This window comes from Polynucleobacter duraquae, assembly GCF_000973625.1.
Taxonomy (GTDB): Bacteria; Pseudomonadota; Gammaproteobacteria; order Burkholderiales; family Burkholderiaceae; genus Polynucleobacter; species Polynucleobacter duraquae.
The window spans coordinates 1666737-1691336 of sequence record NZ_CP007501.1 but is presented as its reverse complement, the minus strand read 5'-3'; the positions used below and the strand labels follow the sequence as shown (position 1 = coordinate 1691336).

Sequence of the window (24600 nt, the reverse complement as noted above, 5' to 3'; positions counted from 1 at the left end):
CTTAAAGGGATTGAGGATTTTTGCCAAATGACTTGCGTAACTCGCCCCAAATGATGAGGGCTGCGCCGATACAAATCGCACTATCCGCAATGTTGAATGCTGGCCAATGCCAGTTAGCGTAATGCAGGTCAATGAAGTCCACCACAGCGCCATACATGATGCGATCTAGGACATTACCTAATGCACCACCCAAAATGAGACTAAGAGCCCAACAGAGCATCTTGTCACCTAAGCTCTTTCGCAGCAGCCAAAGAATGTAGGCTGACGCTGCTAAGCCGAGAACTGTAAAGAACCAACGTTGCCATCCAGAGCTTTGCGCTAAAAATGAAAAAGCTGCGCCTGGATTAAACAGCAACAACCAGTTCATAAATGGCAAAACGGGTTCAGGTACTCCTAACTGCAAGTTGCTTAAGGCAGACCATTTACTCAGTTGATCTAGTAAGAGCGTCACGATTGCAATCGCTAGATAACGGAGAAAGGAGAGATTTGTACTCATGATGGGGTGGCGATCTTTTTGCTATGTTCTTTATGCAAAAAGGCGGGATTCACCATTTCCAAAAAGATTGTTGATGCAACGATCGCACAATTCTGGATGCTCAGTGTTAGAGCCAACATCTTGAGTGTGATGCCAGCAACGACCACATTTCTTATATTGACTACCGCGCACGAGTACTTCAAGGCCTGCATTACTGAGCTCTAGTTTGGCGCTAGAAGTAATGGTGACAAAGCGCAAGTCATCTTCAAGAGAATGCAAAATTGCAAAATCGACATCGCCCACTTTGATCGTGAGTTCCGCTTGCAAAGATGAACCGACATTACCAGCTTCACGTTCAATCTCAATGGCTTTAGTGATCTCGGAACGAATTTCTCGAATACGATTCCATTTGGCGAGGAGCTCAGTAGCGTGAGCGATTTCTGGGAAAGTGCCGAAATCTTCCATAAAGATAGACTCTTTGGCTTTTTCATCCGCACCATGCGGGAATGACAACCAGGCTTCCTCAGCGGTAAAGGAGAGGAAAGGAGCTAGCCATTTGAGTAGATTACGGGTGATATGGAAGAGCGCGTTTTGAGCTGCGCGACGCTCTTTCGAGTCCGGAGCGCTCGTGTAAAGACGGTCTTTCAGAATATCTAAGTAAAAGCCGCCCAAATCTTCTGAGCAGAAGGTCAGCATGCGCGCTACAGCGGGCTGGAACTCATAAGCCTGGTAATGCGCTTGTACATCTTGCTGCAACTGATTGGCAAGTGCAACTGCGTAACGATCAATCTCTAACCATTCACTTGCAGGCATCGCATGCTTGCTGGGATCAAAGTCAGATAGGTTGGCCAACAAGAAGCGCAATGTATTGCGAATACGGCGATAGCTTTCTACTACACGTTTCAGAATTTCATCGGAGATGGTCATCTCGCCGGAGTAGTCGGTAGATGCTACCCAGAGACGAATAATCTCCGCACCCAACTTATCGGCAACTTGCTGCGGGGCAATCACGTTACCTACAGACTTGCTCATCTTGCGGCCTTGGCCATCAACCGTGAAGCCGTGCGTCAGCAGTGCTTTGTATGGCGGCTTGCCATCGAGCATGGCACCAGTAAGTAAAGAAGAGTGGAACCACCCACGATGTTGGTCTGAACCCTCTAAATAGAGGTCAGCTAAACGACCATCTGCATTTTCAGCTTCAGGGCAATAGAGTTCAGCACGATGCGAGCCACGAATGACGTGCCAATGCGTAGTGCCAGAGTCAAACCATACATCCAAGGTGTCGCGATTCTTTTCGTATTGAGCCGCTTCATCGCCAAGTAGTTCAGCTACCTCGAGTTTTTGCCAAGCTTCAATACCTTCTTTTTCAACGCGCGAAGCGACTTCTTCAAGCAACTCCACTGTGCGTGGGTGTGGCTCACCACTTTCCTTATGAACAAAGAAAGCCATGGGTACGCCCCATTGGCGTTGACGAGACAAAGTCCAATCAGGACGATTAGCAATCATGCTATTCAAACGTTGCTTACCCCATGCTGGGAAGAACTCGGTATTTTCAATTCCAACTAAGGCCGCTTCGCGCAGACTGGCTTTGCCATCAGATGGTTTTTTATCCATGCTCGCAAACCACTGTGAGGTCGCACGATAAATAATCGGCGACTTATGACGCCAGCAATGCATGTAGGAGTGGGTATAGGTCTGATCTCGCAAGAGGCTTCCTGCTTCACGCATGGCCTCCACAATCTTGGGATTGGCTTTCCAAATATATTCATTGGCAAAGAGTGGGAGCCAAGAGGCATAGACACCATTGCCCATCACTGGGTTCAAGATATCTTTATCAGCCAAGTTGTTTGCTTTACAAGACTTGAAGTCTTCTTCGCCATAGGCTGGTGCAGAATGTACTACGCCAGTACCAGTATCTAAAGTGACGTATTCAGCTGGGTAGATTGGTGAGAGGCGTTTGTATCCCTCATGCAATGCAGCCAGCGGATGCCAGAAAGAAATGTTGGCTAACTGGCTACCCAGACAAGTAGCAATCACTTTACCTGTAAGACCAAAATCTTCTAGACAAGTTTCTACTCGGTCTTTTGCCAAAATGAGCAATTTGTCACCTGTATCTACTAGCGCGTAAGTCAGCTCAGGATGAACATTTAATGCTTGATTGGATGGAATAGTCCAAGGTGTTGTTGTCCAAATCACAATCATTCCAGGCTTAGCTGGGATCTCAGATAGTCCAAATGCTTTTGCCAGTTGCGGGCGTTGCGCATCATCAAAAGCAAATCCCACATCTACTGTTGGATCAGTTTTATCTTGATATTCCACTTCAGCTTCAGCCAGTGCGGAGCCGCAATCGAAACACCAGTTCACTGGCTTTAGGCCTCGGAAAACATAACCTTTTTCCCAGATCTTGCCGAGTGCACGAATTTCATCGGCCTCATTACGGAAGTTCATCGTGAGATACGGGTTATTCCAATCACCCAGCACGCCCAAACGCTCAAAATCTTTTTTCTGCTTATCTACTTGTACCTTAGCGTAGGCACGTGCTTTTGATTGGACTTCAGCAGTCGGTAAATTTTTACCAAATTCTTTTTCAATCTGAATCTCAATCGGCATACCGTGGCAATCCCAGCCAGGAACATATGCAGAGTCAAAGCCCATTAACCAGCGGGACTTTACGATCATGTCTTTGAGAATCTTATTTACTGCATGGCCAATATGAATGTCGCCATTTGCATAGGGAGGACCATCATGCAAAATAAATTTTGGCTGGTGAGCATGTGCCGCACGAATCTTTTCGTAAAGCTTATTTTTCTGCCACTGTGCAACCCATTGCGGTTCACGTTTCGGTAAATCTCCCCGCATCGGAAACGATGTTTCTAGAAGATTAACGGGATAAGAGTTTTCTTTTTCAGACATAAGATTTTTTCTGGAAATAATTTCTGGCATGCGCTGCATCAGATGCAATCGCTTTGGTAAGTGTATCGAGGTCAGAGTACTTCGCCTCATCCCGAATTTTTTCTAAGAGCTCTACGGTAATAATTTTTCCGTAGACATCGGCGTTGTAATCAAAAATATGAGTCTCAAGCAATACGCGACCTTCATCTTCTACCGTTGGTCTCACGCCGAGACTGGCTACAGCAGGCAGTGGCTTATCTCCAAGCCCCAAGACTTGTGCAGTAAAGATGCCAGAGCAGGCAGGCTTGCGGTGATGCAGGTGATTAGCAACAGCGAGATTCAATGTTGGGAACCCTAAAGTACGACCTAGCTTTTGCCCGTGAATGACATGACCGGAGATGCCGTAAGGACGACCCAGTAATTTACTGGCTTGATCCATGTCCCCAATAGCCAAGGCATTGCGTAGTGCCGAGCTGGAAATTCTTTCGCCACCTTCTTGCACGGTATGAATGCTAGAAACTTCAAACCCAAATTGTTCGCCAGCCGCTTTGAGGCTTGCAAAGTTGCCCGCACGTTTAGCACCGTAGCAAAAATCATCGCCAATCAAAATCCATTTGGCATTGAGTCGCTTGACAATGATCTCAGAAACAAATTCTTCGGGAGTAAGGCGCGCAAATGCACTATTGAAATGCTCCACTACTACGCGATCAATGCCAATGTCAGCAAAGGCAGCCAGCTTGTCACGCAAGTTGAGGATTCGTGGTGGCGCCTGTTCTGGGGAAAAGAATTCTTTAGGGTGCGGTTCGAAAGTCATAACGCAGCTAACTAAACCGCGTGCTTGCGCGCCATCCTTCAGCTCTTTGAGCAGTGCGCGATGACCCCTGTGCACGCCATCGAAATTACCAATGGTTAAGGCACAAGCCGGTCCTGCAGAAAACTGGGTAGGGCCACGGAATACGTTCACTAAATCACTTTCAGGGTCGCTTTCGGGGTAACCATCAATTATATTGTGGGCATGCCATCTATCGTCACCTTAATCTCTGGCCGCGGATCTAATTTCGAGGCTATCGTCAAAACAGCTCAAAAAGAGCAGTGGCCGGTTACTTTTGCAGGGGTCATTGCTAACCACTCTGCCGCCAAGGGCCTTGATTTTGCTCGATCTCAGGGGATTCCGGCCTTTGCCATCGAACATCGCGAGCACGCTACTCGAGAGTCTTTTGATGCCGCTCTCATGGCAAAAATCGATGAATTAGGCTCTGATTTAGTGGTTCTAGCGGGTTTTATGAGGATTTTGACCCCGGGATTTATTCGTCATTTCGAGGGTCGCCTGATCAATATTCACCCCGCCTTGCTACCAGCCTTCCCAGGATTGCATACCCATGAGCGCGCTTTGGAGGCTGGAGTAGCTGAACATGGCGCCAGCGTGCATTTTGTTACCGAGGGTGTGGATGAGGGTCCTATCATCTGCCAAGCCTCGGTTCCAGTACTTCCTGGAGATGATGCAGATAGCTTGGCAGCGCGAGTTTTGGCTGCTGAGCATCAGATTTACCCGCGAGCCGTAAAATGGTTCCTAGATGGACGATTGCGAATAGTTGGTAATCAAGTTCAGGTACAACCACCGGAGTCGCAATTAATCAAATTATGAGTAAAGAACGTTCATCCCGCGCAGCTAGCGCTGGCAGTAAATCTGGATCAAGATCTGGGCCACGCTTAGGCCCACAAAAAAGTTATGCTGCTAAATCCAAAGATCCCTTGCGTCGCCCAGAGCGTCGCAATGCGAGTGGCAACATCATTGCACCAGAAGGCCAAAAAAACTTTTCTAATGCAAAGGCTTTGCCTCAGCATGCAATTCATTTAGAGCGCCTGCTTCCAGAGTTACTGAATTTCGAGCAACCAGCTGACCGTGTAGTAAGTCGCTATTTCCGCTCTGAGCCTCAGCTGGGTAACCGTGATCGCGCTTTGATTGCAGAGAGTGCTTTTGCGATCCTGCGTCGCAAGAATGAGTTCTCGCAATTTGCTTCCAGCGGCGAGGGTTCACAGGCTAGACGCTTAGCTCTATTGGGTTTGCTGTCCGCTTTGTCTGAAGGTGGTTTAGGTTCTGCTAACCGTGCTGAGAGTGCTATTGCCGACTTAGCTCACGTATTGAAGATAGGCGAGTACGAATGGTTGCAGCGTTTTGCCACGGTCGATCCATCGGCACTTAATCCCTTAGTTCAGAATAATTTGCCTGAATGGCTTTGGGATGCCTTTGGAAAATATCCCGGTGAAGAATCACGTGAGGCATTAGCTAAGTCACTCATGCATCCAGCCCTTTTGGATTTACGTGCCAACACCATGAAGACGACTCGCGAGCAATTGCTTGTCGAGATGAATGCTCTTGGTGGTCGCTATCAAGCCATTCCAACTCCGTACGCGCCTGATGGTGTTCGAATCATGGGAAAGCCCGCTTTGCAAAATACTGTCAGCTTTAAGACGGGGATGTTTGAGGTTCAAGATGAAGGTAGTCAGTTATTGGCTTACTTACTTGCGCCTAAGCGTGGCGAAATGGTGGTGGACTTTTGTGCTGGCGCCGGCGGTAAGACTTTAGCAATTGGGGCAATCATGCGATCCACAGGTCGTTTGTATGCCCTGGACACATCTGAGCGTCGCTTAGCTAATTTAAAGCCTAGACAAGCCCGTAGCGGCCTCTCTAACGTTCATCCCGTCTGGATTGATAGTGAGAATGACTCCAAGATCAAGCGCTTGGCTGGGAAGATTGATCGCGTCCTAGTGGATGCTCCTTGCAGTGGCATGGGCACATTGCGACGTAATCCGGATCTCAAATGGCGCCAGACTCCAGAGGGTGTTTTGGAGCTCAATCAAAAGCAGATGAATATTCTGGCCTCTGCAAGCCGTTTACTTAAGCAAGGCGGCCGCTTGGTTTATGCCACCTGCAGCCTCTTGCCACAAGAAAACCAGCAAATTGCAGAAGATTTCCTGATAAAGCACCCTAATTTTGAGGTTGTTCCTGCTGCTGAGGTTCTTAAGGCATTGTTTCCAAAGGATAAAATGCCTTTGGGTTGCAGTCCTGACAACCCGTGGTGGCAGTTATGGCCTCATATTCATGGGACTGATGGCTTCTTTGGGGCTGTTTTTCAGAAGAAAGCGGCTATTTCAGCGGCATCTGTCGATAAAGATGACGAAAAGTCGGTAAAAGTCAAAAGCAAGAAAGCTGATAAAGAACTAAAATAGGGTTTTAGACCTATCTGGGGATACCCTTTTGAACACAGTTTCTGGTTTTGATTTATTCCTCAATTGGCTTTCCAATGGCTATTTAAATTGGGCTTGGTGGCAAATCCTGGTTTTTACTTTAGTTGCAACCCATATCACCATTGCTGCGGTCACTATTTTTCTGCATCGCTGCCAAGCGCACCGCGCTCTGGAATTGCATCCCATCGTGTCCCATTTTTTCCGGTTTTGGCTCTGGCTAACAACTGGTATGGTGACCAAAGAATGGGCGGCGATTCATCGTAAGCACCACGCCAAGTGTGAAACTGTGGATGATCCGCATAGCCCGCAAGTTTTGGGTATTCATACTGTGCTTTCTCGTGGTGCTGAGTTATATAAAAACGAATCACGCAATCAGGAGACTTTAGATAAGTTTGGTCATGGCACACCCGATGATTGGCTTGAGCATAACCTCTATGCAAAGTATTCATGGCAAGGCGTAGCCTTGATGTTGATTATCGACGTACTCTTGTTCGGTGCAATTGGTTTAACTGTGTGGGCAGTGCAGATGTTGTGGATCCCTATTACTGCTGCTGGAGTTATTAACGGTATTGGCCACTTCTGGGGTTACCGTAATTACGATTGCGAAGATGCCTCAAGAAACATTTTGCCTTGGGGTATTTTGATTGGTGGCGAAGAGTTACATAACAACCACCACACTTTCGCTACTAGCGCTAAGCTCTCCAGTAAGTGGTATGAGTTTGATATTGGCTGGATGTACATTCAGATCATGAGTGCTGTTGGCTTGGCGAAAGTAAAAAAGACTTCTCCAAAGCCAGTGCTGAGTGACTTGCGTCCTGCGGATCAAAGCACACTCGAAGCCATCATTGCTAATCGTTATGAAATCATGGCCCGCTATAGTAAGACCTTGGGCACCTTCTTTAGCAACGAAGTTCAACACATGCACGTACTCGCAGCTCACTTAAAAGATGCGCGTACTTGGTTGGGCAAAGATGAGTCTCGTTTAACTACAGAAGAAAAAATGAAACTTGAAGAGTTGATGGCAACGAATGCTCAGCTACGAAAGATGATTGAGATGCGTCGTGATTTACAAGCAATCTGGGGCCGATCTAACGCCACAGGTGATCAGCTACTGACTCAATTGCATGTTTGGTGTCAGCATGCTGAAGAGAGTGGTTTATCGAGCCTGCGTGACTTCTCTTTGAGATTGCGTCGCTACGCTTAACGAAATCGAAGACAATAAAAAACCCGCTGATATAGCGGGTTTCTTATTTGCTAAAAATAAATATCAAATCGATGATTTACTTCAGCTTGGTTTCTTTGTAAGCAACGTGCTTGCGAATGGTTGGATCGAATTTCATGATCTCCATTTTTTCAGGTTTTGTACGCTTATTTTTTGATGTTGTATAGAAGTGACCAGTACCAGCTGATGACTCTAATTTAATTTTTTCTCTGCCGCCTTTAGCCATTTGTGCGCTCCTTAAATTTCGCCACGTGCACGGAGATCAGACAAGACAGCATCAATGCCGTTTTTGTCGATCACGCGCAAACCAGCATTGGTTAAGCGCAAGCTAATCCAGCGGTTTTCAGATTCAACCCAGAAACGGCGATTTTGCAAATTCGGCAAAAAGCGACGCTTCGTTTTATTGTTTGCATGGGATACATTGTTGCCAACCATCGGCTTCTTCCCAGTGACTTGGCAAACTTTTGCCATGACATAACTCCATTAATTGCGAAAAAAGAAGATTGTATCAGCCTCCAGCTACTTTGATCTACCCCTAATTGGCTTTAGTTTTGGGGATGAGGAGAAATAGTCGGTAATATTGCTTAAAAACTACCTTTAAGTTAGTAATTACTTCTATTTATCGTCATTTTTCATAAGACCCTCATCAGAAAATGAGAAAAAACCGCCATCACTCACAATGCAGTGATCCAGCAGGGGGATATCGATTAACTGCAAGGCTTTGGCTAGTGTCTTGGTTAATTCTTGATCAGCAATACTCGGTTTTGGGTTTCCGCTGGGATGGTTGTGTGCCACGATCAGAGCACTAGCGTTTCTGGCAAGAGCCTCCTTAAGGATTTCTCGTGGGTAAACGGCGGTATGGCTTAGGGAGCCTCTAAAGAGCTCCTGACACTCAATCAGGCGTAAGCGGGAGTCAAGGTATAGGCATAAGAAGACTTCGTGTGGCAGGCGTCCAAATCTGGCCTGCAAGAACTCTCGGACGTAGCCTGGTGAGGTAAGGACAGAGTCTTGGGAGAGGGTTTCTTCAAGGCTACGCTTTACAAGCTCATAGGCCGCCTGGATTTGTGACCACTTAGAAATGCCCATGCCATGAATCTGGGTTAATTCTTCTGGGGTGCAGGACATGAGACGCGGTAAATTGCCGAAATGATGGAGAAGATCCTCGGCCAGGGCTACGGCAGTTTTGCCTTTAACCCCAACACGAAGAAAAATAGCGAGTAACTCACCATCACTCAGGGCTGCGGCGCCAAGGGCGCGCAGTTTTTCGCGGGGCTGCTCCATTTTTGGCCAATCCGTAATCGGCAAGTGCACGCTACGGTCGGGCCTAGATACAATTACCTTATGACTAAGCTTACGGTTTTGCCCAACTCCTTCCTGACCCTCAACTATCGGCTGACTTTGCCGAGTGGGGATGACTACATCAATACTTTTATCGATCGCCCTGCGACGGTGTTGATGGGTTCTGGACAATTTGCGCCTTGTTTTGAAAAAGTATTAATCGGATTGGGTGTGGGTGATAAGAAAAGTGCCTTATTGCCACCAGAAGAAAGCTTTGGTGAGCGCAAAGAAGAATTAATTCAGTGGGTTTCTCTGAATGCACTTAAAGAGGGTCGCGATGATGATGCGCAATTTAACCCTGGCGATGTCATTGAATTTAATGCGCCTGGTGGCGCTCAATACGCTGGTGTACTGCAATCGATTAACGAAGAAGGCGCCTGGTTTGACTTCAATCACCCACTTGCTGGAAGGCCTGTTACCTTCGAAGCTCAAATTGTTGCGATTTTGTAGCCAATGAACAAACAAACTAATACTCAAGCAGGCGGAGAAAGCACCGCTGAAATTTTGATGGCGCAGCCCCGAGGCTTTTGTGCAGGTGTTGATCGTGCAATCAATATTGTGAATGAAGCGCTCACACGCTTTGGTGCCCCAATTTATGTACGTCATGAGATTGTTCACAATGCTTACGTCGTGAATGAGCTGCGTGATAAGGGTGCTGTGTTTGTTGAGGAGTTGCATGAAGTTCCTAAAGGCGGCATTGTGGTGTTTAGCGCCCACGGTGTTTCTCAAGAAGTTCGTCAAGATGCTGAGGCACGCGGCTTGCAGGTATATGACGCGACTTGCCCCTTGGTCACAAAGGTGCACGTTGAAGTCATTAAGATGTGCAAGGATGGCTTTACGGTGTTGATGATTGGCCATGCGGGGCACCCGGAGGTCGAAGGTACGATGGGTCAGGTTAAGGAAGGTGTTCATCTGATTGAGAAGGTGGCAGATATTGCTAAGTTGCCTTTTACTGAGCATGAAAAAATCGCTTTTGTTACGCAAACGACACTCTCCGTGGATGAGACGAAAGAAATTGTCGATGCCTTAATTCAAAAATTCCCCAATATCGTGCAACCTCGCAAGCAAGATATTTGCTATGCCACTCAAAATCGCCAAGATGCTGTGAAATTTATGGCCCCTCAAGTTGAGGTAGTTATTGTGGTCGGAAGTAAGGCAAGCTCGAACTCGAATCGCTTGCGTGAATTAGCTGAAAAACTAGGTGTACCGGCCTACATGGTCGATGCACCTGAGCAGCTTCAGGCCGAATGGTTTATTGGTAAGAAGCGCGTAGGCCTCACTGCAGGTGCATCAGCTCCTGAAAGCCTAGCCCTTTCGATTGTGGCAAAGATTCAAGAATTTGGACCACGTCACATTCGTAATCTAGAGGGCGTGGTGGAGGATGTCATATTCTCACTGCCAAAGAATTTAGTTGGCTAGTCAGTAAGACCTTTGTTGAGGTAATTGCTGTAATAAAAGATAAAGGGGCCTAGAGCCCCTTTATTGCATTTCATCTGAGTATTTTATTAGCTTAATTGCTTGAGCAACTCTCTCAAAATATTGCACATCTGACGGATTTCATCATCAGAAACATTGAGTGCTGGCATAAAGCGTAGCAAATTAGGTCTTGGTGAATTAATTAATAAGCCTTCTGGAGTTCTATCACGAGCTAATTCAACTAGCTTCGCGCCGATATCACTACTCAACATCAGGGCGCGTAATAGTCCTTCACCGCGCTCGCCATCTAAATTAAATTCTGCGGAGATGGCGAGGAGCTCTTTGCTCAGCAATTCCCCTTTGGTGCGTACAGACTCTAGGAAGCCTGGCGCCAATAATTGCTCGATCACGCTGACACCTACTGCGACCATCAGTGGATTGCCGTTATAGGTACCACCCTGATCGCCAGGAACAAAGCAAGCAACTGCATCAGTTGCCATCAGCGCAGCTAATGGCACGCCACCACCAATACCTTTGCCTAAGGTCATGATGTCTGGTTCGATGCCATAGTGCTGATAGGCAAAGAGAGTGCCAGTGCGACCACAGCCAGCTTGAACTTCATCGACGATCAGCAGAATATTATTTTCTTGGGTAAATTTACGCAGGCTTTGCATAAACTCCTTGGTGGTGGGAATAACGCCACCTTCACCTTGTACCGGCTCAAGCATGACTGCAACTGTTTTATCAGTTACTAGTTTTTTGACGGAATCTAAATCATTCAAATCCGCTTTAAGAAAACCAGGAACTTGTGGGGCAAACATGGTGTCCCAACCTGGTTTACCAGATGCGCTCATCGTCGCCAATGTACGACCATGAAAGCTATGGTCAAAGGTGATGATTTCAAAGGCGCCTGATTTATTCAGTTGCCCCCATTTACGCGCCAACTTAATGGCGCCTTCATTAGCCTCAGCTCCGCTGTTAGCAAAAAATACTTTGTTAAAGCAACTGTTTTCTGTCAAAAGATTCGATAGGCGAATCATTGGCTCGTTATAAAACGCAGGACTCGGATTAATGAGTTTCTTAGCTTGTGCGTTGAGCGCTTCAATCATGCCGGGGTTGCTATGACCGAGACAGTTCACTGCCCAGCCTTGCAAGAAATCCAAATAACGCTTGCCCTGGTTATCAGTCAGCCAGGAGCCTTTGCCTTCAACCATAGTCAACTCTGGTCGCGGGGTGATAAACATCACTGAGTGGGCATCTACGGATTGGGCTGGCTTATTCATATCGTATGCAAAGTGAAATCAAATGAGGTTTCTATTATCGCGCTTAGCAGACTAGTTTGTCGCGAGGTCAGCAGCGCTGGTAAAGGAGTCTGCAAAGAATTCCTCTTCGGGCAGGCTGCACTGGGATGAAAAGTCCTGGCGAGCCGAGTTAACCATTACAGGGGCGCCACAGGCATAGACCTGGTAAGGTCTCATATTGAGATGGTCGGCCATCACAGCTTGGTGCACAAAGCCTGTGCGTCCATGCCATTGATCCTCTGGCAGAGCATCTGAAATGACGGGGATGTACTTAAAGTCAGGGATATCTTTTGCCCATGACTGGCAGAGCTCATTGAGGTAGAGGTCGCTCGGGCGCCGTCCACCCCAATACAGATGCATCGGACGCTGGATCTTTTTGAGCTGCATTTGCTCGATGATGGATTTAATCGGCGCAAAGCCGGTACCCGCTGCAACAAAGATAATAGGTTTCTTGGAGTCTTCTCTTAAAAAGAAGCTGCCTAATGGACCTTCAAAACGCAAAATATCTTTTTCCTTTAACGCGGGGTCTTTTGCACCAAACACTAGGTCGGTAAAGAGTCCACCTTGCAAGTGGCGAATATGCAACTCGAGGGGACCTTCTTGATCGGGTGCATTGGCAATAGAGTAGGCGCGGCGCTGACCATCTTTGAGTAGGAACTCTAAATACTGGCCAGCTAAAAATTGAAAGCGCTCGGCAGCTGGTAATTGCAATTGAAGAATGGCCACATCTGCGCTTGGTTTTGTAATGGTGTTCACGCGACAAGGCACTTTCCGTATGGCGATATCACCAGCCCCTTGAACTTCACGAGCTTCAATGAGAAGGTCTGACTTGGGGTGGGCGCAGCAAAATAAGGTCCCACCGGTGGCCTCATCAGCTGGGCTTAAAGCGGCGGCACTATGCTGGCCATGCTCTACCTGGCCCTCCAGGATTTTGCCTTTGCAAGAACCGCAGGCACCGTTTTTACAGCCATAAGGAAGGGTGATGCCCTGTTGTAGCGCTGCTTCAAGAAGGGTTTCATCCTCCTGGACGGTAAATTGTTTGCCGCTCGCCTTGAGCGTGACTTGATAAGACACTCTCATTCCTTTCAATAAATCGTTACGATGTGATCTATGCAATCTTTTGGTAAATCTCGAATCCTGATCGTTGGCTGTGGTGACATTGGTCTGCGTATTGCCAAGCAGCTCGCTCGAAGTCATCGCGTATACGCCTTAACTTCCCAGAAAACACGTTTTCAGGAGTTGAGAGCGGTTGGCGCGATTCCGATTTTGGGGGATCTGGATAAGCCCGATAGCTTGTGGCGTTTAAGTGGATTAGCGCAAACCGTGATCCACTTGGCACCACCCCAAAATACAGGTCATCGTGATTGCCGAACTCGCAACCTCCTCCGAATTTTAGCCCAAGGCTCTGATACTGTTGGGCGCGTGATTTATGTGAGCACAACGGGCGTTTATGGTGATCACGCAGGCGCTAAGGTAAGCGAAGTGACGCCGGTTAAACCTCAAAGCGAGCGAGCTAAGAGAAGGGTGGATGCAGAAAACTGCCTACGTCTTTGGGCGCCAGCTCATGGAGTTGCCCTCACCATTCTGCGAGTGCCAGGTATTTATGCTGCTGACCGCTTGCCGGTTGATCGCATTCAGGCCGGCACCCCCGCCTTAAATCCAGCTGAGGATGCTTACTCAAACCACATACAGAGTGATGACTTGGCAAGATTAGTGTGTGCTGCCGTTTATCACGGCAAGCCACAACGCGTCATTAATGCTTGCGACGGTGGTGAAACCAAGATGGGTGATTACTTTGATGAAGTAGCTGATGCGTTTGGCTTGGAGCGGCCACCCAGATTGCCAGCTGAGCAGTTGGAGAAAATCGTATCCCCCATGCTGTGGTCTTTTATGCGGGAGTCACGGCGGGTAACGAATACACGGCTAGCAGAATTGAAAACCCCACTACGCTATCCTAGCGTGGCAGAGTTTCTGAAAACTATTTCCAAGAATCCTTAAGTCCGACCGTACGGTTAAATACCGGTTGACCTGGTTTTGATTCGCTTTGATCCGCAACAAAGTAGCCATGGCGCTCAAACTGAAAACGATCTTCCGCTTTGACGTCCTTCATGCACGGCTCTAAGTACGCAGTAATCGTTTGCTTCGAGTGAGGATTGATTGCGTCAAGGAAATTTTTATCCCCACTGTCTGGATGTGGGTCATTAAATAGGTGGTCATAGAGGCGAAGTTGTGCAGGCACAGCTTCCGCAGCGCTGACCCAATGAATATTGCCCTTGACCTTGTAATTATTTGAGCCGGGTGTACCACTCTTACTGTCTGGGAAGTGTGTTGCATTGACTTGAATCACCTTGCCATGAGCATCTACTTCAAATCCGGTGCACTCAATCACAAAGCCATGACGTAAACGTACACGTCCACCAGCTAGATCGCCTACTGGCGGGTAGAGCCTGAAGAACCCCTTGACGGGCTCTTGCATAAAATCATCTTCTTCAATCCACAATTCTTTGGTGAAATGAAACTCACGATTACCCCACTCAGGATGTTGTGGATGGCGCGGTGCTGAGCAAGCCTCGCTCGCGGATGCATCGAAGTTTTCAATCACAAGCTTGAGTGGCTTGAGAACCGCTGTGGCGCGCGGAGCCTTGGCTTCAAGATCATCCCGTAAAGCTTGGTCTAGGGTGCTCATATCAATCCAGCTATCTGCTTTAGAAACACCGATGCGTTCACAGAACAGACGAATACTCTCTGGCGTATAACCTCTGCGACGGATGCCTACAATCGTTGGCATCCTTGGATCATCCCAGCCATCAACATGCTTTTCTTCAACCAATTGCAAGAGCTTGCGTTTGCTAGTGATGGTGTAAGTTAAGTTGAGGCGGGCGAATTCATATTGATGTGGAACAGGACTTTTGAAGATTCCCAGCTCAGCTAATGAGGCAATAATCCAATCGTAGAGCGGGCGATTATTTTCAAACTCCAAAGTGCAGATAGAGTGCGAAACATTTTCTAGGGCATCAGAAATACAGTGCGTGAAATCATACAAAGGATAGATACACCACTTACTGCCAGTGCGATGGTGATCCGTATGGCGAATGCGATAGACCACGGGATCGCGCATCACAATATTTGGATGCGCCATGTCGATCTTCAGGCGCAGTACATGTTCACCATCTTTATATTTGCCATCACGCATCTCGCGGAATAAAGCTAGGCTCTCATCGGGTGTGCGATCGCGGTACGGACTATTTTTTCCAGCTTGGCCAAAGTTGCCACGATTGGTGTGAATATCATCCGCGCTCTGACTATCAACATAGGCCTTGTCATTTTGAATCAGAATTTCTGCGAACTCATAAAGCCGATCAAAGTAATCACTCGCGTGATACAGATGTGTTCCCCAATCAAAGCCAAGCCATTTAACCGCATCCAAAATACTGTCAGCGTACTCAATATCTTCTTTGACTGGATTGGTGTCATCCAAGCGCATATTGCAACGCGCACCGCCCGCTTGATTGTTGTAATCAGCAGCTAAGCCAAAGTTTAAGCAAATACTTTTTGCATGGCCAATATGAAGATAGCCATTGGGTTCTGGTGGAAAGCGAGTAATGATCGAGGGGATAGCTTGACCATCTCGATTAGTGCGATTCTGGTAGGCCCCACTCGCCAGGTCGTGATCGATGATCTGGCGCAAAAAGTTAGAGGGCTCAGCAAGAGTGCCGGCAGGTGATTTTGATGGTTTGCTATCTTGGGACATGCGCCCATTGTAGAGAAAACCCCTGCCTATAAAGAAAAAAGCCCGCAAACTGCTGCGGGCTCATTTCTGGGAGGCACTCGAGAATTACTCTTCTACGAATGCCTCTTCACGGGTTTTCTTAACTGCAGGTAAGGCCACGATCACAACTAGGAGCGCTGCTGCAATCAGCAAACCTAAGGAGAGTGGTCGGGTCACGAAGGTTGTGAAGTCGCCGCGTGATAGCAAGAGGGCGCGACGGAAGTTCTCCTCCATCATTGGCCCAAGCACGAAACCTAAGAGCAATGGAGGTGGTTCGCAACCCAACTTAAAGAAGAGGTAGCCAATTAAACCAAAGGCTGCGGTTACGTAAACGTCAAATACAGTGTTATTAACGGTATACACACCGATACAGCAGAACACCAGAATTGCTGGGTAGAGGAAGCGATAAGGAATCTTCAAGAGCTTTACCCAAATACCAATGAGTGGCAAGTTCAAGAGAATCAACATCACGTTACCAATCCACATAGAGGCGATCAGACCCCAGAACAAGGCTGGGTTACTGGTCATGACTTGTGGGCCAGGCTGAATGTTATGAATTGTCATCGCACCAACCATCAAAGCCATGACGGCATTCGGTGGGATGCCTAAGGTGAGCAATGGGATGAAGGAGGTTTGAGCGGCAGCATTATTTGCTGCTTCAGGACCTGCTACACCCTCAATCGCACCCTTACCAAACTCATGGCTGTACTTGGAAGATTTCTTTTCAACTGAGTAGGCGCCAAAGGCTGCCAAAGCAGCGCCTCCGCCTGGCAGGATGCCCAAAATGGAGCCGATCGTTGTACCGCGCAAGATGGATGGAATCATGCGCTTGATATCTTGCTTAGAGGGAACCATGCTAGTGAGTTTGTTGAGGAAGCCCTCGTCATCACCAGTTTTTTCTAGGTTACCCATAATTTCCGCAAAACCAAAGACGCCCATTGCAACGGCTACGAATCCAATGCCGTCACTTAATTCAGGGATGTCAAAAGCATAGCGTGATACGCCAGAGTTCACGTCAGTACCGATCAAGCCCATCAAGAGACCCAAGATGATCATGCCGATCGCCTTGATTAAGGAGCCTGAAGCAAGTACGACCGCACCAATCAGTCCTAGAACCATCAAGGAGAAGTACTCGGCGGGACCAAACTTAAATGCCAGTTGGGAGAGTGGTGCAGCAAATGCAGCCAACACTAGTGTTGCTACGCAACCGGCAAAGAATGAACCCATGCCGGCAGTAAATAGAGCTACGCCTGCTCGACCATTTCTGGCCATTTGATAACCGTCAATCGCCGTCACCACCGAGGATGTTTCCCCTGGGATGTTGAGCAAAATTGCGGTGGTAGAACCGCCGTACTGTGAGCCGTAGTAAATACCGGCCAACATAATCAAAGCGGCAATTGGAGGCAATGCGTAGGTGGCTGGCAAAAGCATTGCAATTGTCGCAATTGGACCTAGACCTGGCAAAACGCCAATTAATGTACCCAAGATACAGCCAATCAGGCAGTACATCAGATTTTGTAAGGTAAACGCCGTGTCGAAACCGAGCGCTAAATTAGCAAATAAATCCATTTTTAGAGTCCCGGTTCGTTATTGTTGTAGGAATGCTGGTAGTAGTGGGAACTGAAGCTTGAGGCCCACAACAAAGACTGAATAAGTAAAGGTGACTAGAAAGGCAGCATTGATCAAAGAACCTTTCCAAGTGAATTCTTTGCTGGCGCTAGCTGAAACCAGTACCAAGACCACTATAGCTACTAAGAAGCCCATGCGTGGCAGTAATAAGGCATAGAGCACTACCGAGCCTGTAATTTGCGTAATGATCTTCCAGTTGAACTTGGGAATAGACTCAATTGCAGCCTTGGCACCCATAGACTTAATCAGAACTAAAAGTCCTATAAGGGTCATCAGAATACCGAGCCAAAATGGGAAGTAGCCTGGCCCCATCTTGGCTGCAGTACCCATGGGGTACTGGGTAGCTACGATGGTAAAGAAAAGGCCAATAACCATGTACATGATTCCTGCGCCAAAATCCCGTTGATTGCGAATTTTCAAGTTGAGCTCCTCGTATCGACTTAATTGCCGATCTATTTATTGATGTTAGGGATTGTAAGGCAGGATTGAGGTGCTTTACGCAAGGTTTGCCCCCGGCTAGTGCCAATGCGATAATTATTGGCATGAAAGTCTCTCAAATTCGCCAGGCGTACCTGGACTACTTTGCCCAAAAAGGCCATCAAATTGTCCCATCCAGCCCTGTAGTGCCTGGAGACGACCCAACCCTATTGTTTACGAATGCGGGGATGAATCAGTTCAAAGACGTTTTTTTGGGTTTTGACAAGCGTCCTTATAGCCGTGCGACCACAGCGCAAAAATGTATCCGTGCAGGTGGTAAGCACAATGACTTGGATAACGTTGGTTATACAGCGCGTCACCACACCTTCTTTGAAATGCTGGGTAATTTCTCTTTTGGGGATTACTTTAAGAAAGATGCAATTCAGTTTGCCTGGGGCCTATTGACGGATGTCTTTAAGCTGCCAGAAGAAAAGTTACTAGTCACTGTCTACGCAGATGATGATGAGGCTTATGAGATTTGGAATAAGCAAATCGGTGTTCCAGCTGAGCGCATTATTCGCATTGGCGATAACAAAGGTGCTCGTTACGCTTCAGATAACTTCTGGATGATGGGTGATACAGGTCCATGCGGCCCTTGTACTGAAATCTTCTATGACCATGGTCCACATATTGCTGGCGGCCCTCCTGGTAGTCCTGATGAAGATGGCGATCGCTATATTGAGATCTGGAATAACGTATTCATGCAGTTCAATCGCGATGAAGCGGGCAATATGCATCCATTGCCTAAGCCTAGCGTCGATACTGGTATGGGGCTTGAGCGTATTGCGGCAGTGTTGCAGCACGTGCACTCCAACTATGAAATTGACCTCTTTGTGAATTTGCTCAAAGCAGCTAAAGAAGCTGTTGATGCAGCCGGTGGTGATAATTGCGATCCAACTAGTCCGTCTCTCAAAGTCATTGCCGATCACATTCGCGCTTGTAGCTTTATTGTGGTGGATGGTGTGATTCCAGGTAATGCTGGTCGTGGTTATGTTTTGCGTCGCATTACGCGCCGTGCGATTCGTCATGGCTATAAATTGGGCGCGCGCAAACCGTTCTTTTATCAACTCGTTCCCGCCCTCGTAAAAGAGATGGGTCAGGCTTATCCAGAGTTGCAGGCAGCAAAAGATAAAGTGGTTGAGGTAATCAAGCAGGAGGAAGAGCGTTTCTTTCAGACTATTGCTAACGGTATGGAAATTTTGGAAGGTGCACTTGCTGGTGGCGCCAAGACAATTGATGGTGAAACTGCCTTCCGCTTACACGATACCTTTGGCTTCCCATTGGATCTGACTGCTGACGTATGCCGTGAGCGCGATGTTACTGTCGATGCCGAAGGTTTTGACTTGGCAATGCAAAAGCAGCGTGACCAAGCAAGAGCAGCCGGTAAGTTCAAAGTGGCGCAAGGCTTGGAGTACTCCGGTAAGCCAACCCGGTTTCATGGTTACGATACTTTGAAGCATGAGGGCGCTAAAGTCACCGCACTCTATGTCGATGGTTCTGCAGTACAGTCCATCAAGGCTGGTGATGCAGCAGTGATTGTGTTAGACAACACGCCTTTTTACGCTGAGTCTGGTGGACAGGTTGGAGACAAGGGTGAGTTACGAAATGAAGTAGTTCGCTTTGCAGTTGAAGATACCTTCAAGATTCAGGCAGATGTTTTTGGTCATCAGGGTGAAGTACAAGAGGGTGAGCTCAAGGTAGGTGATGTGCTTAATGCCTTGGTAGATGCTCAGCAAAGAACAGAAACAATGCGTAACCACAGTGCTACGCATATTTTGCATAAAGCATTGCGTGAAGTCTTGGGTGATCATGTGCAGCAAAAAGGCTCATTAGTTGATGCCACTAAAACCCGCTTTGACTTTACTCACAATGCACCTATTACTGCGCAAGAAATTCGACGGATAGAGGATATTGTGAATGCTGAAATTTTGGCAAATACTGCGACTTCTGGAAAAGTGATGTCTTTGGATGACGCTCAAAAAACCGGTGCCACAATGCTTTTCGGTGAAAAGTATGCAGACGAAGTTCGTGTACTAGAAATCGGCAGCTCTAAAGAGCTGTGCGGCGGAACTCACGTTGGACGTACTGGTGATATCGGAAGCTTGAAGATTTTTTCTGAAGGTGGTGTAGCGGCTGGCATTCGTCGTGTTGAGGCGGTGACTGGGAAAAATGCCCTGATCTTTTTACAAGGTTTAGAAGACAAAATCAATGAAGCCGCTGCAGTTCTCAAAACTCACCCTGGTGATTTAGTGAGTCGTGTTACTCAACTTCAAGATAGTTTGCGTCAGGCTGAGCGTGAGTTAGATAAGGTGAACTCCAAGCTTGCTGCAAGCCAAGGCGATGAGTTGGCAACACAAGCAGTTGATGTCAATGGCCTTAAAGTATTGGCGGCTCGCCTAGATGGTGCTGATGCTCAGGTCTTACGCGAGACTATGGATGCCTTAAAAGGAAAGCTAAAGACTGCCGCAATTGTTTTGGCTTCAGTGCAGGGTGATAAGGTGAGTCTGATTGCCGGCGTGACTGCGGACTCGATTGCTAAGGTAAAAGCAGGGGACTTAGTCAACTTCGTTGCCCAGCAAGTCGGCGGTAAGGGTGGCGGTAAACCAGAGATGGCGATGGCCGGCGGTACCGACCCAAGCAAGTTAGGGGCTGCTTTAGCCGGCGTAAAAGATTGGGTGGCATCTAAATGAGTGACGTTATCGAATTTAATCTCGAGGTCGATGCGATCGGCATGAATTGCCCGCTCCCAATTTTGCGTACCAAGAAAGCTCTAGCTACCATGCAGTCCGGCGAAGTGCTGAAAGTGAAAGCTACGGATGCTGGTGCTGCGCATGACTTTCCTGCATTTGCAAAACAGACCGGTAATGAACTGCTCGCTAGCAGTACTGAGGGAGACGTATTGGTTTTCTTTCTCAAGAGAAGATAAGGCGCGCTGAGCCTAAAGCTCCAAAGAAAAAGGCAGAAATTATTTTCTGCCTTTTTACTTTTCTCGCACTGGAGATTGATTGTGATGCTTAGGTTAAAGAACGATTCTTTAAGTAAGCGGCAAACTCAGTCTTCACTTCTGGATGCCGTAAAGCAAATTCTACTGACGCCTTGAGGTAGCCAAGCTTGCTCCCGCAGTCATAGCGCACACCGTCGTATTCATAAGCAAATACGGGGTCTTCTTTGAGTAATGAGGCAATCGCATCAGTGAGCTGGATTTCACCGCCAGCGCCGGGCTTCAGATTGCGAATGTGACTAAAGATATCTGAAGAAAGAACATAGCGACCTACTACCGCTAGGTTGGATGGCGCATCCTGAGGCTGCGGCTTTTCCACAATGCCATTTAAGCGATAGATACCTTTGGATACTTCTACTCCGGAAATAATGCCGTAGGAGCTGCTTTTAGAGGGATCAATTTTTTCCACTGCCAAGACAGAGCCATTTTGCTCATCAAAGACTTTGAGCATTTGCTTTAGTACTGGCGGCTGGCCATCGAGCAAGTCATCCGCAAGGATGATGGCAAAAGGCTCATCACGTACGAGCTTTTCTGCGCATAAAACTGCATGACCCAAGCCCAAAGCTTCAGGTTGGCGTACGTAGACACAATCCACATGGCTAGGTTTTACACTTCGTACGATCTCTAAAAGAGCTTGTTTATTTTTTGCTTCAAGTTCGGCCTCAAGCTCGTAAGCTTTATCAAAGTGATCTTCAATGGCACGCTTACTGCGGCCGGTCACGAAAATCATTTCGGTGATGCCAGCAGCAATCGCTTCCTCAACCGCATACTGAATGAGTGGTTTATCCACTACATTGAGCATCTCTTTCGGGCTAGCCTTAGTGGCTGGCAAGAAACGAGTGCCCAAACCCGCAACCGGGAAGACGGCTTTGGTAACGGCTTTAGTGCTTAATGGCATTTCAACTCCGATCAGTTTTATTGAGGCTTTATTTCAGTCGTTCTAATTGTGCAACAAGTTTCTCGTGGTTTTGCTCAAAGCCAGTAAGACGTTGCTTTTCTTGAGCCACCACCTCTTCTGGAGCGCGAGCTACAAAGCTTTCATTGCCAAGCTTGCTACGTGCTTTGGTGATCTCATTAGCTAAGCGTTCGATTTCTTTGCCTAGACGAATTCTCTCGGCTGCCACATCTACTTCAATTTTGAGTAGCAACTTCAGATTACCAACCAAAGCCATTGGTGCGCCGGGGGCATCCTTTTCTAAAGCGGACTCGTCATCGTAGATTTTGACTTCAGATAGCTTGGCTAAAGCAGTTAGGTACGGACTTGCTTTGCTCAAGAAATCTTGTGGCCCACTAATCCAGAGGGGTACCTTGAGTGCAGGAGAGACTTGCATCTCGCCACGTAGATTACGGCAAGCGTCCACAATCGATTTAATCTGGGCAACCCAAGCTTCGCTTTGCTCATCAATCTTATCGAGTTGAGCAACTGGGTATGGCTGCAGCGCAATGGTTTGTTTATCTTGTTTAGCTAGCTCTTTACCAACCTTTGGCCCAACGGTTTGCCAGAGGGTTTCGGTAATGAATGGAATGAGTGGATGCGCCATGCGCAAGATCGTTTCTAAAACACGCAAGAGAGTGCGGCGAGTAGCGCGTTGCTGCGCAGGCGTTCCAGTTTGGAGTTGTACCTTGGCTAACTCTAGATACCAATCGCAATACTCATCCCAAACAAACTGATAGATGCTGTTAGCAATGTTGTCAAAGCGATAGTTCTGAAAGCCTTTAGCAACATCAGCCTCTGTTCTTTGTAATAAAGAAACAATCCAACGATCGGCTGGAGAGAAATCAAGCTGCCCCTCTGGACCGCACTGGCTGTCACAAGGAGCAAAGCCGTTCTCTTGGTCATTGCCAGGGCAATTCATCAGCACAAAACGAGTGGCATTCCAAAGTTTGTTGCAGAAGTTGCGATAGCCTTCACAGCGCTTCTGATCAAAATTAATATTTCGACCTAGTGATGCAAGTGAGGCGAAGGTAAAGCGCAGAGCATCTGTGCCAAATGCAGGAATTCCTTCCGGAAACTCTTTCTTAGTTTTTTTGCCAATGCTTTCAGCTTGCTTTGGATTCATCAAGCCAGTGGTGCGTTTAGCAACTAGATCTTCAATCTTGATACCGTCAATTAAATCGATCGGATCCAAAGTATTACCTTTGGATTTACTCATCTTCTGGCCTTCGGCATCACGTACTAAGCCATGAACATACACCGTATGAAATGGCACCTTGCCAGTAAAGTGACAAGTCATCATGACCATTCTGGCTACCCAGAAGAAAATGATGTCAAAACCAGTAACCAAGACTGATGATGGTAAGAAATGATTCAGGGCAGGCGTTTCTTCTGGCCAGCCTAATGAGCTAAAGGGTACCAAGGCAGAGCTAAACCAAGTATCCAAAACATCAGGATCACGATTCAGTTGACCGGTATAGCCAGCAGTAGCAGCCTTCGCTTTCGCCTCTGCTTCGGAGCGTGCTACAAAAATCTGTCCGTCATCACCATACCAGGCGGGGATTTGATGCCCCCACCAAAGTTGTCGAGAGATGCACCAATCCTGAATATTTTCCAGCCACTGGGAGTAGGTGCTAATCCAGTTTTCTGGAACGAGCTTAATGTCACCATTTTTTACTGCATCTAGCGCAGCGCCTGCGATAGAAGAGCCTGGTTGATATTGGTTATCAGGACTTGGTTTAGATACGGCGACAAACCATTGGTCAGTGAGCATCGGCTCAATGATGGTTTGGGTGCGATCACCACGAGGTACCATCAATTTATGTGGCTGTACTTTTTCTAATAAACCAGCTGTATCTAAGTCTGCAACAATTTGTTTACGGGCAGCAAATCGCTCAAGGCCTTGATAAACCGCAGGTGCATTCTCATTAATCTTGGCATCTAGAGTCAAGACATTGATGAGTGGCAACTGATGGCGTTGTCCAACGGCATAGTCGTTGAAGTCATGTGCAGGTGTCACTTTGACGACACCAGTACCAAAAGCCAAATCAACATAGTCATCGGCAATGATCGGAATCTCGCGATCGCACAGCGGTAACTGTACTGATTTACCAATGAGGTGTTTGTAGCGCTCGTCTTCTGGATTGACCATGACGGCCACGTCACCCAATAAAGTCTCTGGGCGCGTGGTGGCAACGGTTAGGTGTCCGGAGCCATCTGCTAATGGATAGCGGATATGCCACATGGAACCATCTTCTTCCTCACTCACTACCTCTAGATCTGAAACAGCAGTACCGAGGACTGGATCCCAGTTCACCAAACGTTTACCGCGGTAAATTAATCCTTGTTCATGCAGGCGAACGAATACCTCAACAACTGCTTTGGACATCTTGCTGTCCATCGTGAAATATTCTTTACCCCAATCAATTGAGGCACCTAAGCGACGAATCTGACGGGTAATGGTATTGCCAGAAGTTTCTTTCCACTCCCACACTTTTTCTAAGAATTTCTCGCGACCTAAATCATGGCGAGAGATCTTCTGTACATCAAGCTGGCGCTCAACGACAATTTGTGTGGCGATACCAGCATGGTCGGTACCAGGAACCCATAAAGTATTTTTACCGGACATACGGGCATGACGCACCAAGCCGTCCATGATGGTTTGATTAAAAGCGTGACCCATATGCAGTGTGCCGGTCACATTCGGTGGCGGCAACTGAATTGAGAAATCTCCCTTGCCCTCATCTAGGGTAGCGTCGGCAATGCCTCGGCGTTCCCATTCCGGACCCCAATAAGCTTCAATTGGGGCAGGTTCGTAGGATTTGGCTAGTTCGTCTAGTGAACTGGCCGCTGATGAATTAGGGGTATTCGAAGCATTTGGCATAAGAGGCAAATTA

Annotated in this window: 21 protein-coding genes; 8 read left to right on the top strand and 13 right to left on the bottom strand. The window is 47.5% G+C overall.

Features of this window, described 5'->3' with window-relative positions:
• Position 1: 1 nt before the first annotated feature.
• From lspA to CL55_RS08725, 3 genes are read right to left on the bottom strand one after another with little or no spacing between them, the layout of a single operon-like run.
• Positions 2 to 496 (bottom strand): signal peptidase II, encoded by a 495-nt coding sequence (gene lspA / locus CL55_RS08735; RefSeq protein WP_046330735.1) that lies wholly within the window; start codon positions 494 to 496, stop codon positions 2 to 4.
• A gap of 30 nt (positions 497 to 526) precedes the next feature.
• Positions 527 to 3388: an isoleucine--tRNA ligase gene (gene ileS, locus CL55_RS08730; RefSeq protein ID WP_046331279.1), complete on the bottom strand. Its 2862-nt coding sequence runs from the start codon at positions 3386 to 3388 to the stop codon at positions 527 to 529.
• Complete coding sequence (locus tag CL55_RS08725) at positions 3381 to 4331, bottom strand: bifunctional riboflavin kinase/FAD synthetase (protein WP_046330734.1); 951 nt, start codon at positions 4329 to 4331, stop codon at positions 3381 to 3383. The genes ileS and CL55_RS08725 overlap by 8 nt, the downstream gene beginning before the upstream one ends.
• Before the next feature lie 51 nt (positions 4332 to 4382).
• On the opposite strand from CL55_RS08725, the gene purN reads away from it, so the two are divergent.
• From purN to CL55_RS08710, 3 genes are read left to right on the top strand one after another with little or no spacing between them, the layout of a single operon-like run.
• Entirely contained in the window at positions 4383 to 5012 is a 630-nt protein-coding gene (gene purN / locus CL55_RS08720; protein ID WP_046330733.1) for a phosphoribosylglycinamide formyltransferase, read from the top strand.
• Entirely contained in the window at positions 5009 to 6598 is a 1590-nt protein-coding gene (locus CL55_RS08715) for an RsmB/NOP family class I SAM-dependent RNA methyltransferase (RefSeq protein ID WP_046330732.1), read from the top strand. The genes purN and CL55_RS08715 overlap by 4 nt, the downstream gene beginning before the upstream one ends.
• A 28-nt stretch (positions 6599 to 6626) precedes the next feature.
• The gene (locus tag CL55_RS08710) at positions 6627 to 7820 is read left to right on the top strand and encodes a DesA family fatty acid desaturase (protein WP_046330731.1); all 1194 of its coding nucleotides are present in this window, start codon (positions 6627 to 6629) and stop codon (positions 7818 to 7820) included.
• A 76-nt stretch (positions 7821 to 7896) separates the two neighbouring features.
• Here the strand turns inward: CL55_RS08710 and rpmG are convergent, their stop codons facing one another.
• From rpmG to radC, 3 genes are all read right to left on the bottom strand, one after another.
• Positions 7897 to 8064: a 50S ribosomal protein L33 gene (gene rpmG / locus CL55_RS08705; protein ID WP_015421876.1), complete on the bottom strand. Its 168-nt coding sequence runs from the start codon at positions 8062 to 8064 to the stop codon at positions 7897 to 7899.
• A gap of 11 nt (positions 8065 to 8075) precedes the next feature.
• Positions 8076 to 8309 (bottom strand): 50S ribosomal protein L28, encoded by a 234-nt coding sequence (gene rpmB, locus CL55_RS08700; RefSeq protein ID WP_011903570.1) that lies wholly within the window; start codon positions 8307 to 8309, stop codon positions 8076 to 8078.
• A gap of 144 nt (positions 8310 to 8453) precedes the next feature.
• Entirely contained in the window at positions 8454 to 9149 is a 696-nt protein-coding gene (gene radC, locus CL55_RS08695) for a RadC family protein (protein WP_335337478.1), read from the bottom strand.
• Between the two features lie 30 nt (positions 9150 to 9179).
• On the opposite strand from radC, the gene CL55_RS08690 reads away from it, so the two are divergent.
• Positions 9180 to 9626 carry an FKBP-type peptidyl-prolyl cis-trans isomerase gene (locus CL55_RS08690; RefSeq protein WP_046330730.1) on the top strand — a complete coding sequence of 149 codons (447 nt, stop codon included), beginning with the start codon at positions 9180 to 9182 and terminating at the stop codon, positions 9624 to 9626.
• A 3-nt stretch (positions 9627 to 9629) separates the two neighbouring features.
• Positions 9630 to 10595, top strand: coding sequence for a 4-hydroxy-3-methylbut-2-enyl diphosphate reductase (gene ispH, locus CL55_RS08685; protein WP_046330729.1), 966 nt, complete (start codon positions 9630 to 9632; stop codon positions 10593 to 10595).
• Positions 10596 to 10681: 86 nt separating this feature from the next.
• On the opposite strand, the gene CL55_RS08680 is transcribed toward ispH, so the two are convergent.
• Positions 10682 to 11875, bottom strand: coding sequence for an acetylornithine transaminase (locus CL55_RS08680; RefSeq protein ID WP_046330728.1), 1194 nt, complete (start codon positions 11873 to 11875; stop codon positions 10682 to 10684).
• Positions 11876 to 11926: 51 nt separating this feature from the next.
• Entirely contained in the window at positions 11927 to 12967 is a 1041-nt protein-coding gene (locus tag CL55_RS08675) for a CDP-6-deoxy-delta-3,4-glucoseen reductase (protein ID WP_046330727.1), read from the bottom strand.
• Positions 12968 to 13003: 36 nt separating this feature from the next.
• Here CL55_RS08675 and CL55_RS08670 point away from each other — a divergent pair, with 36 nt between their 5' ends.
• The gene (locus tag CL55_RS08670) at positions 13004 to 13891 is read left to right on the top strand and encodes an SDR family oxidoreductase (RefSeq protein ID WP_046330726.1); all 888 of its coding nucleotides are present in this window, start codon (positions 13004 to 13006) and stop codon (positions 13889 to 13891) included.
• On the opposite strand, the gene CL55_RS08665 is transcribed toward CL55_RS08670, so the two are convergent.
• From CL55_RS08665 to CL55_RS08655, 3 genes are all read right to left on the bottom strand, one after another.
• Positions 13872 to 15644 (bottom strand): glutamine--tRNA ligase/YqeY domain fusion protein, encoded by a 1773-nt coding sequence (locus CL55_RS08665; protein ID WP_046330725.1) that lies wholly within the window; start codon positions 15642 to 15644, stop codon positions 13872 to 13874. The two genes, CL55_RS08670 and CL55_RS08665, sit on opposite strands and share 20 nt — an antisense overlap.
• A gap of 84 nt (positions 15645 to 15728) precedes the next feature.
• Positions 15729 to 17231, bottom strand: coding sequence for a tripartite tricarboxylate transporter permease (locus CL55_RS08660; protein ID WP_046330724.1), 1503 nt, complete (start codon positions 17229 to 17231; stop codon positions 15729 to 15731).
• An 18-nt stretch (positions 17232 to 17249) separates the two neighbouring features.
• Positions 17250 to 17711 carry a tripartite tricarboxylate transporter TctB family protein gene (locus CL55_RS08655; RefSeq protein ID WP_046330723.1) on the bottom strand — a complete coding sequence of 154 codons (462 nt, stop codon included), beginning with the start codon at positions 17709 to 17711 and terminating at the stop codon, positions 17250 to 17252.
• Positions 17712 to 17833: 122 nt separating this feature from the next.
• On the opposite strand from CL55_RS08655, the gene alaS reads away from it, so the two are divergent.
• Entirely contained in the window at positions 17834 to 20458 is a 2625-nt protein-coding gene (alaS, locus tag CL55_RS08650; RefSeq protein WP_046331277.1) for an alanine--tRNA ligase, read from the top strand.
• Positions 20459 to 20466: 8 nt separating this feature from the next.
• The gene (locus CL55_RS08645) at positions 20467 to 20694 is read left to right on the top strand and encodes a sulfurtransferase TusA family protein (RefSeq protein WP_046331276.1); all 228 of its coding nucleotides are present in this window, start codon (positions 20467 to 20469) and stop codon (positions 20692 to 20694) included.
• An 88-nt stretch (positions 20695 to 20782) separates the two neighbouring features.
• Here the strand turns inward: CL55_RS08645 and galU are convergent, their stop codons facing one another.
• The gene (gene galU / locus CL55_RS08640; protein WP_046330722.1) at positions 20783 to 21667 is read right to left on the bottom strand and encodes a UTP--glucose-1-phosphate uridylyltransferase GalU; all 885 of its coding nucleotides are present in this window, start codon (positions 21665 to 21667) and stop codon (positions 20783 to 20785) included.
• A 28-nt stretch (positions 21668 to 21695) separates the two neighbouring features.
• Entirely contained in the window at positions 21696 to 24587 is a 2892-nt protein-coding gene (locus CL55_RS08635; RefSeq protein WP_046330721.1) for a valine--tRNA ligase, read from the bottom strand.
• Positions 24588 to 24600: the final 13 nt, after the last annotated feature.

What these genes read in the sequence shown, in the direction of transcription:
- lspA (WP_046330735.1), bottom strand. Translation starts at nt 496, where the DNA reads ATGAGTACAAATCTCTCCTTTCTCCGTTATCTAGCGATTGCAATCGTG.
- ileS (WP_046331279.1), bottom strand. Translation starts at nt 3,388, where the DNA reads ATGTCTGAAAAAGAAAACTCTTATCCCGTTAATCTTCTAGAAACATCG.
- purN (WP_046330733.1), top strand. Translation starts at nt 4,383, where the DNA reads ATGCCATCTATCGTCACCTTAATCTCTGGCCGCGGATCTAATTTCGAG.
- CL55_RS08715 (WP_046330732.1), top strand. Translation starts at nt 5,009, where the DNA reads ATGAGTAAAGAACGTTCATCCCGCGCAGCTAGCGCTGGCAGTAAATCT.
- rpmG (WP_015421876.1), bottom strand. Translation starts at nt 8,064, where the DNA reads ATGGCTAAAGGCGGCAGAGAAAAAATTAAATTAGAGTCATCAGCTGGT.
- rpmB (WP_011903570.1), bottom strand. Translation starts at nt 8,309, where the DNA reads ATGGCAAAAGTTTGCCAAGTCACTGGGAAGAAGCCGATGGTTGGCAAC.
- CL55_RS08690 (WP_046330730.1), top strand. Translation starts at nt 9,180, where the DNA reads ATGACTAAGCTTACGGTTTTGCCCAACTCCTTCCTGACCCTCAACTAT.
- ispH (WP_046330729.1), top strand. Translation starts at nt 9,630, where the DNA reads ATGAACAAACAAACTAATACTCAAGCAGGCGGAGAAAGCACCGCTGAA.
- CL55_RS08680 (WP_046330728.1), bottom strand. Translation starts at nt 11,875, where the DNA reads ATGAATAAGCCAGCCCAATCCGTAGATGCCCACTCAGTGATGTTTATC.
- CL55_RS08670 (WP_046330726.1), top strand. Translation starts at nt 13,004, where the DNA reads ATGCAATCTTTTGGTAAATCTCGAATCCTGATCGTTGGCTGTGGTGAC.
- CL55_RS08665 (WP_046330725.1), bottom strand. Translation starts at nt 15,644, where the DNA reads ATGTCCCAAGATAGCAAACCATCAAAATCACCTGCCGGCACTCTTGCT.
- CL55_RS08660 (WP_046330724.1), bottom strand. Translation starts at nt 17,231, where the DNA reads ATGGATTTATTTGCTAATTTAGCGCTCGGTTTCGACACGGCGTTTACC.
- alaS (WP_046331277.1), top strand. Translation starts at nt 17,834, where the DNA reads ATGAAAGTCTCTCAAATTCGCCAGGCGTACCTGGACTACTTTGCCCAA.
- galU (WP_046330722.1), bottom strand. Translation starts at nt 21,667, where the DNA reads ATGCCATTAAGCACTAAAGCCGTTACCAAAGCCGTCTTCCCGGTTGCG.
- CL55_RS08635 (WP_046330721.1), bottom strand. Translation starts at nt 24,587, where the DNA reads ATGCCAAATGCTTCGAATACCCCTAATTCATCAGCGGCCAGTTCACTA.